Here is a 15014-nt window from a genome sequence, read left to right on the forward strand (position 1 = left end):
CGATCAGCTGACCGCGGCGTCGGTTTTCATACGAATGACATTCGCCGCGCTGGCTGCGCCATCGCGCCAGAACGACAACTCGGCATACTTCTCGAACAGATCCGGCGGCAGCAAGGTCCGCCGGGCTTGCGGCGCAACCTTGGGCTTGACCTTGTGCAGGCCGGCGACGCCCAAGGCCTGGTCGAAGGCCGGCGCGTCGTAGGTCAAGTGATTGAAATCGTGCTCGAACCAAGGCTCGCCGATGAACTCGTAGACCAGCCGCATGACCCGCTCGGGCGCCTGGCTCAACAGGTCGTAGTCAACGATCAGCAACGACTCGGCGTTCTCGCCGTAATAGGCTTCCTTGAGCGCTGTCCAGGCGAACCCCACCAGGCGATTGCGCTGGGCCAGGGTTTCGCAACGGCTGTAGACGGTGTTGCGCTCGTCATCGTCGTTGAACAGCTTGGTGTTCTCGAAGGGATTGGCGCGGTAGAGCCGCTCCAGGCTATCGAGGATCCAGGCGACGTTGCGCACGCAAGCGATGGTCTTGGCCTGGGGAAACAGGTCCTGCAAGGCCGGCAAGCGGGCGCACCATTGACGGTTGGTGTCGAAGATGACCGGTTTGTCGGCCTTGTCGGCGTAGTAGGAATCGAAGAGGCCACGCAACAGGCGACGGCGCAGATCAGTGTCGATCACCGAGCCGAATTCGCTGCCGGCGCTGCATTGCTGCAGGACGCTGCTGAACAGCGTACCGACGGGGCTGGTCATGCCGGCATGGAAGCGCGGATTCTGCAACAGGATGGCAGAAAGCAGGGTCGAGCCAGAGCGCGGTAAACCGGAAATAAAGTGAAACTGCGGCAATCCCTTCACCTTGTATTTAGTCCCTTCGTAGCCGAAGCGTAGCCGACAACAAAAATTTCGCCTAGTAGTGTTTTGCCATCAGGCGCGCCGAAAACTGTAAAGAAGATGGACGGTATCGAGGCGTCGAAAGGGTGAATCGGTTAAGCGGAACGAAGATTTTTTCACCCCCTCCGCCCGGCGAAATCAGACATCCCCGTCTACGCTCAGCCGTGCGTGACCAGGCCAGGGAACGAAGGAGTCGGGCTGATCGCACTCTTGTCCTTTTTGTGCCGGGCACCCGCAGACCAATAACCTGAGGGATGAGGAATCTATGGAAGTATTCATCGGCACGATCCAGCCATTCGCCTTCAACTTCGCACCCAGGGACTGGGCGCTGTGCAATGGGCAGACGCTGTCCCTTGCCCAATACCAGACCTTGTTCGCCTTGATCGGCGTGACGTACGGCGGCAACGGACAAACCACCTTCATGCTGCCCAACCTGCAGGGCCGCATGCCCGTCGGCCAAGGCGACGGATTGGGCCTGACTCCCCGGGTGATCGGCGAAGTCGCCGGCACGGAAAACGTCACCGCAACGCTGAACAACCTGCCCAACCACACCCATGCATTGACCGGCATTACCGCCGCCACCACCTTGCAACTGGCGAACCCGGCCAGCAATCCGGTGAACACGCCGACGCCCACAAATTCATTCATCGGCACCTCGGGCACCGGGCCCGGTTCGGCGGCGATCTATTCGGATCAACAGGGCGCTTCGCCAGTGCCGTTGCAAGGCGTCAGCACCACCGTCAGCGGCACGGTATCCCCCACCGGCGGCAACATGCCCATGGCAATCATGAACCCGTTCCTGGCCATCAACTTCAGCATCGCGCTGCAAGGTTATTTTCCATCCCGCAACTGACAATCCGCCGGAAGGCCTTGGCCTTCCGGCCTTTGGGAGCATCGACATGCTGCAACAGGTTCATAGCCGCCATTTCCAACCGCTGCTGGGCCAGACCGGCAGCCTGACCCTGCCTGACGGCAGATGCCTGCCGGTGCGTTTCGACACCCTGGACGAAGCACCCAGAGCGAAAATGCCCAGCAGCGAACGCATGCCGTTCAGCGTTGAGTTCAACAGCCTGCAGAGCACAGACTTCGTCGATGGACTCTGCGCACTGGAGGTGCCGGAACTGGGAAGGCTCGAAGGGGTTTTCGTATCGCGAATACCACCGATGGGGCGGGATCCGTCGGTGGGCTATTTCTACATCGCGTTCAACTGACGGGACGCGCTCCCACACGCAAATAGCGCCGCTCAGCTTCCCTTCGGATACCACACCAACCGCTCTGCCGCCGGGTTGCGCTCTTGCACCTCAAAACCCAGCGCCAGGTAATGTTTGCGGGCGTGGGGGTTGCTGGCCCAGACCACGGTCGCCACTGGGCATCGGATCTGTTGCGCCGCCTTCTGCACCCCTTGCAATACCGCTCGGCCATAACCTTGCCCACGGGCCTGTGGAATGAAGGCCAGGTAGAGCACGCGAATTTCATTGGGGCCGAAATCCGTACTCAAGGCCCCGATGGCGCTGCCGAGTTTTTCCACGACGTAATGCATGGCGTTGGGGAAGTTCTCGCCCAGCCCTTGCTCCTGCACCTGGAACTGTTGCGCGATGATTTGCTGCACCTGCTCATGCTCGCCGTCGATCCATTGCAGATCCGGTCGCGCCGCCTGATACAGGCCCTGCAAGAACGGACCATCGCTGACCCGTGATGGACGCACCACCAACCCCTCTGCCGCCACTGAATCCATGCTCGCTCCCTAGAACCCGCTTTCCCTGACACCCAACGCCGCCACCCGACGCCAGGCCGCTCCCAATACCGATTCACCCTGCCCCTGCAACACCACCACGCCACGCAACGGCTGGGCCGGGGCGGGCGTCCCGTCGAGGGCGCTCAAGCGAACCCCATACTGCGCCTGCACCGGCTCGGCTCGCTGTTGCGAATCACGGCGCACAGCGATGGGGCCGTGGTGGTCGGACGTCAACGCCTGTTGCTCGACCCAGGCTACGCCGTTGGCGTCGATTTCGTTGAGCTGCACCGCAATCGAGGCGTGCATCGGATCGTCAGCGATAAACCGTCCCGTGGCACCCGGCGCGACCCTCCAGAGCTCGGCTTCGGTGAGGTAGCCGCGCAAGCGTGAGTCATCCTGCACCATTCGAGCCAGGGGTTGGGTGGGCGACAGCCAGCGCCCGGCTTGCAGATCCGTCAGCAGGTCGCGTACTTGTCCGGCGTGGGGCGCGCGCAACAACAGGCGCTCACGCTGAGCGACCAGGCCCCGGTATTCGGCCACTGCTTCGGCCAGTTGCTGTTCGACGATACCGGCATCGGCGGCGGTTTCGCTGCGGCCGGCCTGGCGGCGCATCTGCAACTGTTGGATCTGGATTTCCCGGCGCACTATGGCCAGGCGCGACGCCATGTCCGGCGACTCCAGCTCGATCAACACATCGCCCTGGGCCACGACCTGGCCGTCATGGACATTGACCTGCTTGACCCGCGCCGCCACCGGCGCATGCAAGGCGCTGGCACGGCCGGCTTCCAGCATGGTCGGGACCTCCACCGCGCTGCGCCAAGGCAACAGCAGGACCAGCAGCAACACCAGCAGCACCAAGCCAGTCAGCAACACACGAGGGCGATGAGCCTGCTCGCGGCGGTTCCACCATTGCCGTCCTTCACTCACGATAGGCATGAAAATGAACCAGACCAATTCCACCATCATCAGGAAAATGCCCAGCACCTTGAAGAACAGGTGATAGACCGCCAGGGCGATACCGAGGAACAACGCCGCGCGCCACAGCCAGGCGCCATAGCCCCACACCAACAAGCGCCGGCGCATCTTCGGCGACCATGGCTCCGGCGCCGCCGCGCCATAACCGAACAAGGCTTCGCGCAGACGCCAGCGACACAAGGCGAATGCGCGGCCCTGGAGGTTATCCACCGCCCAAAAATCGCTGAGCAGGAAATACCCGTCGAAGCGCATGAAGGGATTGAGGTTGATGATCAGTGTGGTGATCCAGGTGGCGCTGGCAAGCATGAACGCCGCCGTGCGCGCCGGGCCATCGGGCAGCAGCGACCAGGCCAGCAAAGCGATGCAGGCCAGCAGCAATTCGGCGAGCACGCCGCCCGCGCCGATCAACAGCCGGGCCCGTCGATCCCTGATCCGCCAGGCGTCGCTGACGTCGGTATAAAACATCGGCAACAGCACCATGAATGCCACACCCATGCTCTGCACCCGGCAACCGGCGCGCTTGGCCATGAAGGCGTGACCGAATTCGTGGCACAACTTGGCAAAGAACAACGCCACGCCGAATGCCAGCGCGCCCCCCAGGCTGAACAGGTGTGGAAAGGTCGCCAGAAACCGCTGCCAGTCCCTGGACACCAGGAAAATGCCCAGGCCCAGGGTCAGCGGTATTCCATAACGCAGCACGCCAGGGCCGAACCGCGCGAGCCAAGGCCAGGCGCGATTGAGAAACGCATCCGGACGCCACAGCGGTATGCGGAAAAACAGGTATTGATGCAGCAGGATCTGCCACACGCTCTGGCGCTGGGAAGCCGTCTTGTACTGATAGCTGTCACGTTGTTGCGGGTCCATGGCGCTGATCAGGTCATGTCCGCGCAAGAAGCCCAGCAACTGCTCCAGCGATTCGTCATTGAGCGGCAGGCCCGGCTCGCGGTTGGCCGCCTGCAGCACTTGTTCCGGATCGCCCAGGGACCAGTGTCGCAGCATGCGCATGGCCGCCGCGCCCAACTTGAAATAGCGGCCGCGTACCGGATCGGCCAGCGTCCATTGGGGTGAGCCGTCCGGGTCGGGGGCGGCCGCGGACAGTTGCAGATCGGCCCGCAAGCTCGGCAGGACCACGCTACAAGCCCACGCTCTGGCGCAGACCTGCCAGTGGCCGACGCAACAGGTACAACGCCAGCGGCGCGCGATCGCCGAAAATCTTCGCCGTTCCCCGCAGGCCGATGCGCGGCGCCGTGGCATCGAATCGCGCATCCAACCGATAGGCCAACTGTCCGGCGGCGGTAGGTTGCGCTTCGTAGGCCGAACGCTCAAGCCGGGCCAGGTGCCGTTGCAACGGATCGCTGTCGAGAAACAACGCCACCTGCGCGCCCGGCTCCAGAGCAATCGCATCGCCCACCGCCAACTCGATACGCAACTCGGCCTGGTTCGGATCGGCAATTTCCATCAGCCGCTCGCCGGTCTGCACGGGCTTGCCGAGCCAGCGCTCGGCGTCGGCGAATACCGCGATGCCGTCACGCTCGGCGCGGACTTCGCTGCGCTTGAGCAACTCCATCGCGTAGTCGCGCTCGGCGCGTTTCTGCTCGACGCGAGCCGCCAGCAAGTCGATCTTCGAACTGGACTCGGCGTCGGCAAACGAGCGCTGGGAATTGGCCTTGAGCTCCGCCTCGGCCACGCCCAACGCGCGCTCGGCCACATCGGCCTGGGCCTTGAGGGTGGTGCTTTCGAAGCGCAGCAACAGGTCCCCGCTTTTGACGGTCTGGTTGGGCTTGACCCGGAATTCGGCAATTACGCCATCCAACGGCGCCGCCACCACCTGCCCGCCCAACGGCACCACTTCAGCCGGGGCCAATACGGACTGGCGCACCGGGATCAGCAAGCCCAGCAGCAATACCGCCACCAACGCGACCTGGCGTTTGCGCGTCCAGCGCAGGCGCCACGGCTTGCGAGGTTGCAGCGCCAGCCACGCATGGCTGTAGGTGTCGCCCAGCTGCGACAGCAGCACTTGTTCCGGCGCCGTCCAGCGAAGGTCGCGGGCCAGCCACAAGCCACCGAAAACCTGGCCTTGATGATCGATCAATGGCAGCCAGAACACGTGCCCGGCCGACAGGCTTCGCCAATCCGCCTGGACCGATTCGCTCACCTCGTCAGGGGCAATGACCCGCGCCTTGTCCAGCGTCCCCTTTTTGAACAATTGCGCGACTGCTTGCTCGACAAACGCCACGAACGGCGCGTTCGGCTCGACGGCGCTGACGCCGGTCACGGCTTGCACTTTACCGGCGATCAATAGCGCGGCATGACGAAAGCCGAACAGGGCCTGGCCATCGTTGACCAAGCTGTAGCTCAGCTGCTCCGGCGTACGCGCGGCCCTCGTCTGGCGCTCCAGGTCGAGGAAGCGGGCAAACACTTGCTCGGCGCTGCCCGAAACCGGCGCGTTCACTTCGACTCCGAGAAGCGCGCCGTGCCGCTCATACCGGACAGCAGGCCGCTGGCATCCGGAACACTCGCCACCAGCAACAGCGTCTGGCTGCCCTCGTCGATGCGCGCGCCCAGGCGCTTGACCGTCGCTTGCAGCGGCTGGCCAGTTTCATCGGGAACAAAGGTAAAGGGCTGGCCGGGCTTGAGCTTGCCCATCCAACGCGAGGGAATCAGCAGGTGAATTTCCAGCGTGCGGTTGTCCACGACGTCCAGCAACGGCGCTCCGGCCGCGACGCTTTCATAACGCTGGACCTTGCGCGCCACCACCCGCCCGTCGAACGGCGCGATAACGCTGCAGCGCTTGACCTGCACTTGATAAACCTGGGACTGCGCCTGGGCCTCGCTGAGCCGGGCCTCGGCCCGCGACACCTCGAAACGCCCGACGGATTTCAACGCGGCGAGCTGCCGATTGTGGGCCAGCTCTTCACTGGCGCCCCGGCTCGCCGCCTGGGCCGCGTTGAGCTGGGCCTGATAGGCCGAGCAATCGAAACGCGCCAAGGTGTCGCCCTTCTTGAACGACTCACCCTCACTGAACGGCAACTCGACAATCCGCCCGGCCAACTCGCTGGCGAGCACGGCTTGATCCCGCGCCCGAAGCACTCCTCGCGCCTCGCTGCTCGACGCACTGGCGGAGATGTTGCCCTCCAGCAACGGATCGTCGGAAGCCGGCGTCTGCGCCTGAACCCCGCACGTTATGAAGGCCAATCCCACAACCCAACTGAACAAACGTCGCATGACCGTTACTCCCTGACGGATGGGCGGAGTCTACGACAGCGGTGGAGAGCGTCAAGGAGGAACCGTGAGAGGTATGAAATCTGCTGGTCATGCGCGCACTGTGGCGAGGGGATTTATCCCCGTTGGGCTGCGCAGCAGACCTAAATGGTTGAAGACCAACAGCCTGACACACCGAGATAACTGTTTTCAGGGCCGCTTCGCGTCCCATCGGGGATGAATCCCCTCGCCACGGGTTGAGTAACATCAGCACTGATAGCGTTGGCCTTACACTTTCTTCTACTTAGGATGCCCCCACTCAACCCCATACGCAGAGATTAAATTCTCTGGCCGTTGGGGTGAAAACACCGGCTTCGGCCGGTTTTTTCGTTTCTGGGGATTGAGAACAACCCTGAACTGAACGCACTTCCTGTGGCGAGAGAGCAAGCCTGCCCGCGATGACGTCAGCCCAGACAACCCCAAACCCGTGGCGAGGGAGCTTGCTCCCGCTGGCCTGCGAAGCAGGCCCCCAACATTCCTTCAGGCAAACCGCATGGCCCGGTTTTGCGACTGCTGCGCAGCCGAGCGGGAGCGAGCTCCCTCGCCACGGGTTCGGAGTATGACTTCAGAACGGTTCAACGCTGCATCCCCCAACGCTTCACCGTCACCCGCTCCAGACTGTTGAACACCAGGTTCTCGACTAGCAGCCCGATCAGGATCACCACCGCCAAACCGGCAAACACCTTGTCGGTGTACAGCTCGTTGCGGTTCTGGAAGATGTACCAGCCCAAACCGCCCTTGCCGCTCGTGGCGCCGAACACCAGTTCGGCAGCGATGAGGGTGCGCCAGGCGAAGGCCCAGCCGATCTTCAGTCCGGCGAGGATCGACGGCAACGCGGCCGGGATGAGGATGAACAGCACAAAGCGCAGGCCCTTGAGCCCGTAGTTGCGCCCGGCCATACGCAGCGTTTCGGACACGCCCAGAAAACCCGCATACATGTTCAATGCCAGCGCCCACAGCACTGAATGCACCAGCACGAAAATCAGGCTGTTCTGTCCCAGGCCGAACCACAACAGCGCCAATGGCAACAGGGCGATGGCTGGCAGTGGATTGAACATCGACGTCAACGTGCTGAGCAGGTCGCGGCCCAACTGCGTCGATACCGCCAAAGTGGTCAAGCCAAACGCCAGGATGATGCCCAGCAGATAACCCTTGAGCAGCACCACCAGGGAAATCCACACCTTGCCCAGCAGCTCGCCGCTGAGCAAACCGTCGTACAACGCGTTGGCGGTTTGCAGGAAACTCGGCAGCAGCAAATCGTTGTTCTGGTAACGCGCCACGCCCTCCCACAGCACCGCCAGCACTATCAGAATCACACTTTTACGCAGCCAACCCTGTTGCCACAGGCGCTGGCCCAAGGGCAACTCCCGCTCCAGCGGCACGTGGGTCAGCGGTTGCAGATCGACTTCGTATTCTTCGCGCACTGGCAATAACTGGCTCATCAAACCCTTTCCTCAATACGCGATACGGATATCGGCAAACCCCAGCTCACGCTCGGCGTCCGGCGACTGGCCTTGCTCGAACAGCAACGAATGAATCCGCCGGGCCGTGTGCTGGAAACCCACGCCGCCAAGGCTGTGCAGATCGTATTGATGGCTGTGGATTTCCGCCCGGACCCGTCCCGGGTGCGGCGACAACAGCAGAATACGATTGCCCACCACCAGCGCCTCCTCGATGGAGTGAGTGACGAACAGCAGGGTGAAACGCACCTCCTCCCAGAGCAGCAACAATTCTTCCTGCATTTTGCGCCGGGTCAGGGCATCGAGTGCGGCGAAGGGCTCGTCCATCAACAGGATTTTCGGCTGCATCGCCAGCGCCCGGGCAATCGCGACACGGGCCTTCATGCCCCCCGACAAGGTGTGGGGGTAGGCATCGGCAAACGCCGCCAGCCCCACTTTGTCGAGGTAGTGCAGCGCCCGCTCTTCGGCTTCGCGACGCTTGAGCGTGCCCGACGCCAGCAGCGCGAACATCACGTTCTGCTTGACGGTTTTCCAGGGCGGCAGTTGGTCGAACTCCTGGAACACGACGATCCGGTCCGGACCCGGCGCGTTGACGGTTTGGCCTTGCAGTCGGATCTCGCCTTCACTCGGCGCGATGAAACCGCCGATGGCCTTGAGCAGCGTGGACTTGCCGCACCCGGACGGGCCGAGCAGTACAAAACGGTCCGCCGGATCGACTTCGAAACTGACTTGATGGGTAGCCCGCACCACACGCTGCGGGGTGCGGTATTCCAGGCTGACGTTGTCCACCGCCAGCAACGCGGTGTCGGTGCGGGTGGCGTTGCTGGCCGCGTGGCCTTGCAATGGCGCGTTCATGACGATCAGCTCCCCTGCAACGGTTTTGCGTCCTGGAAGAAATAATCTTCCCAGGAGGCCGGTTTGTTCTTGATCGCACCGACGCGGTAGAGGAACTCAGCCAATGGGTAAGTGTTCTTCGGCGTGACGGTGAATTCGATCTGGGGGTTTTCGATGATCTTGAGCAAGGTCGCGCGGTCAATCTTGGCCTTTGTCACCCGCAGGTAAGTGTCCGCCGCCGCGCCTTTGTCATTCTGGGCAAACTCGGCGGCCTCGGTCAGGGCCTCGATGAACGCCTTGTACGTCTTCGGGTTTTCATCACGGAATTTTTCGGTGGCGAACAGTACGGTGGGCGAGTTCGGCCCGAGCACGTCATAGGAATTGAGTACGACGTGGACGTTGGGGTTTTGCAGGGCCTGATCCTGGAACGGCGGGTTGGAAAAGTGCCCGGTCAACTCGGTGCCGCCGGCCATCAGCGCGGCCGTGGCGTCCGGGTGCGGGACGGCCAGGGTGTACTTGTCGAGACGATTGAAATCCTTGTCGCCCCACTGCTTGGCGGCGGCCAGTTGCAAGAACCGCGATTGCACCGACACGCCCACCGCCGGCACCGCGATGCGGTCCTTCTCGGTGAAGTCAGCGATGGTCTTGACGGTCGGGTTGTTGCTCAGCAGGTAATAGGGGAAATTGCCCAAGGATGCCACGGCCTTGACGTTCTGCTTGCCACGGGTGCGGTCCCAGACCGTCAACAACGGCCCGACACCGGCCCCGGCAATGTCGATGGAGCCCGACAACAACGCATCGTTGACCGCCGCACCGCCCGACAGTTGGGTCCAGTCGACCTTGATATCGATGCCCTCCTCCTTACCGTGTTTCTCGATCAGTTGCTGGTCGCGAACCACGTTCAACAACAAGTAAACGATGCCGAACTGCTCGGCGATGCGAATCTCGCCTTCGGCGTGGGCGCTGGCCGGCGCGATCAGGCTGCCGGCGAGCAGGCTGAGCCCCAGGCCGATAGCTGCGGCCAACGGTGCAAAAACAATGCGTTTGGACATGGTGATTCTCCGGGCAATTTGCGCGCTGCGCAGCCGATCAGAAAGGGGCGTCGCCCTGGATGGTGGTGCGGTACAGCTTGCGACGCAGATGGCTCGGGCAACCGGCTGCCAAGTGGATCAGCGAGCGGTTGTCCCAGAACACCAGGTCGTGGGGCTGCCATTGATGGCGATAGATGTTCTGGGGCAGCACGCTGTGGGCATACAGCTGCGTCAGGATTGCGGTGCTTTCATCCTCTGGCAAACCAACGATGTGGGTGGTGAAGCCCTCGCTGACGAACAACGCTTTACGCCCGGTTTCCGGGTGGGTGCGGACGATTGGATGCACCACTTCGGCCACCTGGGCCAGTTGCTCTGGCGTCAACGTCGGGCGCCAGTTGCCTTCGAATTTGGTCTCGCTGTAGCGCGCCGTGTAGGAATGCGCCGCCGAACGGCCCTCGACCGCCTTCCGCAGCGTTTCGGGCAAACCGTCCCAGGCCTTGTGCATGTCAGCGAATAGCGTATCGCCGCCTTCGCTCGGCAGCTCCTGGGCATGGAGCATCGAGCCGAGGCTGGGCAATTGCTTATAGGAAAGGTCCGAATGCCAGAACTTGCCGGCGTCCCCAAGGCCGACGGATTGACCGTTTTCGATGATGTTGGAAACGATGAGGATTTCCGGATGCCCGGCCAGCAGGAACTGCTTGAGCACATGGATCTGCAGCACGCCAAAACGACGGCTGAAGGCGATGTGCTGTTCGGGGGTGATGCGTTGGTCGCGCAACACCACCACGTGATAGTCGAGGTGGGCGCGGTGGATGCGAGCGAAATCCTGGTCGTCGATGGGCCGGGACAGGTCCAGGCCGATAATCTCGGCGCCTACGGCATCGGGGAATGGGCGGATCTCGAACGACTGCGGCGCGATGTTCGCGGCATTTGAATCTGGAGAAAAAGAGACGGCTGACATACATCACTCCCACGCACGGCGCGCTTCAATGGCGCGCAATCGATCAAAACTCACGGCGTTACCGTGTTGGTTTGTGTCGTGCGGCGCGCCGATTGGTCGGCAGGTACGCAGGGGATGACTTTAAAGATATAAGAGCGTTAGTTTAAATATTAAAAACGCATAATCATATGGCCGAACCGACGGTCTGGAAACGACACCCGTGGCGAGGGAGCTTGCTCCCGCTTGAGTGCGCAGCGCTCATCGCTTTTTATGGGGCCGCTGGGCGACCCAGCTGGAGCAAGCTCCCTCGCCACAAAAGCACCGAGTCACAGCTCGATTAATTTACCGCTCGTGCAAAGCCTCGGCCCGGGCTTTGACGATCGGCTTGAGCAGGTAGCTGAGCACGGTTTTCTTGCCGGTGATGATGTCCACTGACGCCACCATCCCCGGGATGATCAGCAACGGCTTTTCAGGCGTGCCCAGGTGGCTACGCTCGGTGCGCAGCTTGATGATGTAGTAAGTGCTTTTCTTGTCTTCATCGGTGATGGTGTCGGCGCCGATCTGTTCCAGCTTGGCTTTCAGCCCGCCATAGATGGTGTAGTCGTAAGCCGTGAATTTCACCGTGGCGTCCTGGCCGGGGTGCAGGAAGGCGATGTCCTGGGGACGGATTTTCGCCTCCACCAGGATGGTGTCGTCCAGCGGCACGATCTCCACCAGGTCGCTACCCGGCTGGATCACGCCACCGATGGTGTTCACCAGCATTTTGTTGACGATGCCGCGCACCGGCGACGTCACCAGAGTCCGGCTCACGCGGTCTTCCAAGGCCTTGCCGGTGGCCTGGGCCTTGTTCAGGTCGGTGCGCGCTTCGTTGAGTTGGGTCAAGGCTTCGCTGCGGAATTTACCGCGGGTCTCGTCGATCTTGCGCTGCACTTCCTTGATGGCCGACTCGGCGCGTGGAATCGCCAGCGTCGTGGCGTCCAGTTGCCCGCGGGTCTCGACTTCGGCGCGCTTGAGCCGCAGTACCTCCACCGGCGACACCGCGCCTTGGGCCACCAGCGGCTCGGACATGTTGATTTCCTGGCGTTGCAGCGCCAGGCCGGAGCGGTACTGCGCCTGCTTGGACACGAACTCGCGCAGCTCCTGCTGGCGCTGGATCAACTGCTCCTGCAAGCCACCGATCTCATCGTGCAGTTGCTGGCGACGGCTGATGTACAACGACTCTTCGCTGGCGGCCTGGCCCGGTACGGCCTCGAGCACATCGGCCGGAAAATTCAGCGGTCTATCTTCAACCTCGGCGCTCAGGCGCTCGACCCGCAGCAGCATCGACAGGCGATCGGCCTCGGTTTCCCCGACATTGGAGACAAACCGCGTGTCGTCCAGGCGAATCAACGGCGCGCCAGCCTCGACGATCTGCCCTTCCTTGATGAACAGCTCAGCGACGATGCCACCTTCCAGGTTCTGGATCTTCTGGATCTTGGACGATGGGATTGCCTTGCCGTCGCCCTTGGTCACTTCGTCGATCTCAGCGAAGTTGGCCCACAGCACCAAGAACACAAAGAAGCCGATGATGCCCCAGATCGTCAGGCGCACCACTCGCGGGGCGTCCTCGATCAGTGCCTTGTTGACCTCGGGCAGCGGTTGGCCATGCAGCGAGTCGGAACCCTTGAAATAGCGGCCCACAGCGCCCTTCAAACCTGATTTAAGCAACACTGATCTGCCCCTTTTTCAACGCTTCCATCACGGCGGCCTTGGGACCGTCGGCGAGGATCTGCCCTCGGTCGACCACCAACAGGCGATCCACCAGCGACAGCAGCGACGCCCGGTGCGTCACCAACAGCACCGTCTTGTTTTCCACCACGGCGGCCAAGCGCTGTTTCAAGCGTTCTTCGCCGGTGTTGTCCATGGCGCTGGTAGGTTCGTCCAGCAACAGGATGGGCGGATTGAGTAGCAACGCGCGAGCCAGGGCGACGTTCTGGCGCTGGCCGCCGGACAGGTTCTGCCCCCGCTCGCCCACTTGCAGCTCGTAGCCTTGCGGATGCAGGCGTGCGAACTCGTGTACGCCTGCCAATTCCGCAGCCTGGAGCACCAATTCGTCTTCGACGTAACGGGCGCCGGAGGTCAGGTTGTCGCGCAGGGTGCCGGCCAACAACTGGATGTCCTGGGGCACATAGCCAATGTTGTAACGCAGCTCGCTGACGTCGATCTGGCGAATATCCACGCCGTCCACCAGCAACGCGCCGTCGTCAGGCTGGTACAGACCCACCAGCAACTTGGCGAGCGAGCTTTTACCCGAGCCACTGCGGCCGATGATGCCGATCTTTTCGCCCGGCTTGATCACCAGGTTGATGTTCTTCAACGCGGGGTTCTGCTGGTTCGGGTAGGTGAAATTCAACTGCCGGCATTCAACTGCACCCTGCAAGACCTTGCGGCTAAGCGGACGCTCTTCGAAATTGCGTTCCTGGGGCAGCTCCATCATTTGATCGACAGACGTCATGGTCACCCGCGCCTGCTGGTAACGGGTCAACAAGCCCGACAGCGACGCCAATGGGCTCAGGGCACGACCGCTGAGCATGTAGCAAGCTATCAACCCGCCCATGCTCAGGTTGCCGGCGATGATCTGGTAGACACCGAAGACGATCATGATCACCCCGGCCAGTTGCTGGATCAGCAAGGTGATGTTCATCGCCAGGCCGGACAGCATTTTCACCCGCAGTTCGAGACGGCCCAGCGTGCCGATGGTTTGTTCCCACTGATATTGCCGCTCACTCTCGGCGTTGTTGACCTTCACCGCATCCAGGCCGGCGAGGGTTTCGATCAGGCTGGATTGACGCTCGGCGCCCAAGGCCATGGTGCGCTCCATGGTCGCGACCAGAGGCTTTTGCAACGCATAACCGATCAGCAAGGCAATCGGGAACGCCAGCACCGGAATCCACACCAGATGCCCACCGAGGATCGCGATGACCATGAAGATCAGCAGGGTGAACGGCAGGTCGATCAGGCTGGTGAGGGTCAGCGAGGCAAGGAAATCCCGCAGGCTCTGGAACTCATGAATATTCTGGGCAAAGCTGCCCACCCGCGCAGGGCGGTATTTCATGGCCATGCCGACGATGCGCTCGAACAGCGTCGCCGAAATGATCAAGTCGGTTTTCTTGCCCGCCAAATCCAGGCACAAGCTGCGCAGCATTTTCAGGATCAGGTCGAACACATAGGCGCCGGTGATCCCGACGGCGAGTACCCACAGCGTCGACTCGGCCTGGTTCGGCACCACGCGATCGTAGACGTTCATCACGAACAGCGGAGCGGCCATGGCGATGATGTTGATCAACAGGCTGGCGGCGATGGCGTCGGCGTACAGCCAGCGGGAACGCTTGAGCGTGTCGCGAAACCAGGATCGCGCGCGGGGAATGAGCGTGCCGTGGTTGACGTCAAATTTATGCTGCGGTTGGGCGAAAAAAACTTTGCCGCTGTAGTCGTCGGCAAGCAGCTCATGGCTCACCGTGACTTCGCCGCCTTCGCTTTCGCTGAGCAGCAAGCGCGCCTGGCCGTCCCCGGCCCAGCCCAGCAGCACGGCGCTGCGGCCTTCCTTAAGCAGCAACAGGGCGGGCATTGCAATGGCGGGGATTTGTTCAAGCTTGCGCTGCAGCACCCGGCCTTGCAGACCGGCACGGGCCGCCGCACGCGACAATAATTCGACGCTCAGCCGTTGCTTGGGCAACGGCAGGCCGGTGGTGAGCATCGCCGCGCTGGCAGGCTTCTGATGCAGCATGCAAAGCGCCAGCAAACCATCCAACAATGGGTCGTCGTGCAGCGTGCGCGGGTCATGAACTAGTTCGACTGGACTGACTTCTGATTCCACGCTCGGCACTCTGACTGATAAAAACGGGTGGGAGGAC

At 62.2% G+C, this 15014-nt stretch carries 13 protein-coding genes; 2 read left to right on the top strand and 11 right to left on the bottom strand.

The window, feature by feature from the left end; all coding sequences use genetic code 11:
- Positions 1-3: 3 nt before the first annotated feature.
- Positions 4-849 (bottom strand): sulfotransferase family protein, encoded by an 846-nt coding sequence (locus J3P92_RS24310; RefSeq protein ID WP_039592590.1) that lies wholly within the window; start codon positions 847-849, stop codon positions 4-6.
- 301 nt (positions 850-1150) lie between these two features.
- Between J3P92_RS24310 and J3P92_RS24315 the strand changes: the two genes are divergently transcribed.
- The gene (locus J3P92_RS24315; RefSeq protein WP_434561280.1) at positions 1151-1738 is read left to right on the top strand and encodes a phage tail protein; all 588 of its coding nucleotides are present in this window, start codon (positions 1151-1153) and stop codon (positions 1736-1738) included.
- 46 nt (positions 1739-1784) lie between these two features.
- On the top strand, positions 1785-2096 hold the full coding sequence (locus tag J3P92_RS24320) for a DUF6916 family protein (RefSeq protein WP_434561282.1): 312 nt from the start codon (positions 1785-1787) through the stop codon (positions 2094-2096).
- Positions 2097-2128: 32 nt separating this feature from the next.
- On the opposite strand, the gene J3P92_RS24325 is transcribed toward J3P92_RS24320, so the two are convergent.
- From J3P92_RS24325 to J3P92_RS24370, 10 genes are all read right to left on the bottom strand, one after another.
- Positions 2129-2620 (bottom strand): GNAT family N-acetyltransferase, encoded by a 492-nt coding sequence (locus J3P92_RS24325; protein WP_434649336.1) that lies wholly within the window; start codon positions 2618-2620, stop codon positions 2129-2131.
- Between the two features lie 9 nt (positions 2621-2629).
- A complete protein-coding gene (locus J3P92_RS24330; protein WP_434649338.1) occupies positions 2630-4726 on the bottom strand; it encodes a biotin/lipoyl-binding protein in 2097 nt (698 codons plus the stop codon).
- 1 nt (position 4727) lies between these two features.
- Entirely contained in the window at positions 4728-6047 is a 1320-nt protein-coding gene (locus J3P92_RS24335) for an efflux RND transporter periplasmic adaptor subunit (protein ID WP_434561288.1), read from the bottom strand.
- Complete coding sequence (locus J3P92_RS24340; protein ID WP_434649340.1) at positions 6044-6820, bottom strand: efflux RND transporter periplasmic adaptor subunit; 777 nt, start codon at positions 6818-6820, stop codon at positions 6044-6046. Before J3P92_RS24340 ends, J3P92_RS24335 begins: the two co-directional genes overlap by 4 nt.
- Before the next feature lie 611 nt (positions 6821-7431).
- On the bottom strand, positions 7432-8298 hold the full coding sequence (locus J3P92_RS24345) for an ABC transporter permease (protein WP_434649342.1): 867 nt from the start codon (positions 8296-8298) through the stop codon (positions 7432-7434).
- Positions 8299-8310: 12 nt separating this feature from the next.
- Positions 8311-9171 (bottom strand): ABC transporter ATP-binding protein, encoded by an 861-nt coding sequence (locus J3P92_RS24350; RefSeq protein ID WP_434649344.1) that lies wholly within the window; start codon positions 9169-9171, stop codon positions 8311-8313.
- 5 nt (positions 9172-9176) lie between these two features.
- Positions 9177-10202, bottom strand: coding sequence for an ABC transporter substrate-binding protein (locus J3P92_RS24355; RefSeq protein WP_434649346.1), 1026 nt, complete (start codon positions 10200-10202; stop codon positions 9177-9179).
- A gap of 37 nt (positions 10203-10239) precedes the next feature.
- Positions 10240-11142, bottom strand: coding sequence for a TauD/TfdA dioxygenase family protein (locus J3P92_RS24360; protein ID WP_434649348.1), 903 nt, complete (start codon positions 11140-11142; stop codon positions 10240-10242).
- A 321-nt stretch (positions 11143-11463) separates the two neighbouring features.
- A complete protein-coding gene (locus tag J3P92_RS24365; RefSeq protein ID WP_434561294.1) occupies positions 11464-12831 on the bottom strand; it encodes an HlyD family type I secretion periplasmic adaptor subunit in 1368 nt (455 codons plus the stop codon).
- Positions 12821-14977, bottom strand: a complete 2157-nt coding sequence (locus J3P92_RS24370; protein WP_434608434.1) for a type I secretion system permease/ATPase — start codon at positions 14975-14977, stop codon at positions 12821-12823. The genes J3P92_RS24365 and J3P92_RS24370 overlap by 11 nt, the downstream gene beginning before the upstream one ends.
- Positions 14978-15014 lie beyond the last annotated feature (37 nt).

It is taken from the genome of Pseudomonas sp. D3-27 (genome assembly GCF_051132165.1).
GTDB lineage: Bacteria > Pseudomonadota > Gammaproteobacteria > Pseudomonadales > Pseudomonadaceae > Aquipseudomonas.